The organism is Streptomyces populi, assembly GCF_002911015.1.
In the GTDB taxonomy this organism is placed as follows: domain Bacteria; phylum Actinomycetota; class Actinomycetes; order Streptomycetales; family Streptomycetaceae; genus Streptomyces; species Streptomyces populi.
This window is the reverse complement of the sequence record NZ_KZ627107.1, coordinates 1-680: the sequence shown is the minus strand read 5'-3', so window position 1 is coordinate 680 and position 680 is coordinate 1. Positions and strand designations below refer to the sequence as shown.

The 680-nt window shown below is 73.7% G+C and carries 1 protein-coding gene; it reads left to right on the top strand.

The features are described 5' to 3' along the window. Positions 1 to 195 precede the first annotated feature (195 nt). On the top strand, positions 196 to 680 hold a 485-nt coding region (locus tag CW362_RS42920; protein ID WP_240658361.1), incomplete at its 3' end, for an NAD(P)-binding domain-containing protein.

The window sequence follows — 680 nt, the reverse complement described above, 5'->3', positions numbered from 1 at the left end:
GCCGGGCAGGGGGAGCGCAAGGGTCTTTTGTCAGCACGTCGCGGGACCGATTTCCCATTGAGTCAAACGTGGACATTTGGGATGGTTGTTGATGCCAAGGACATTGCGTGAGCGAGGACTCGGGGCCCCCGTCAGGCAATGCGCACGCGCCCACCGGCGCGCATCCCCCACCAGTACTCCTCTGGAGCATCCGTCATGCCGCTCACCACCCTTCCCCTGCCCGCCGCCCAGGGCCCGCACCCGGGCGCGGCGTTCGAGACCGTGCCCGGCCGGGCGGTGCCGCGGGAGCCGGGGGTGGGTGCGGTGGCCGTGGTGGGCCTGGGCTATGTGGGTCTGCCGACCGCGCTGGGCCTGCTGGCCGCCGGGACCGAGGTCATCGGCCTGGACGTCAGTGCCGAGCGGCTGGCGGCCATCCGGGCCGGCCACGTCGACCTGCTGCCCGCCGATCTGGAGCGGCTGGCCCGGTTCGACGGCGACCCGCGCTTCACCCTGACCGACGACCCCGCCGCACTGGCCCGGGCACGCACCGTGCTGGTGTGCGTGCCCACCCCCGTGGACCGGCACCTGGCCCCCGACCTGCGCGCCCTGCGCGCCGCGGCGGCCACCGTGGTCGAGCACGCGGTGCCCGGCCAGCTGCTGATGCTGACCTCCACCACCTACGTCGGCACCACCCGCGACCT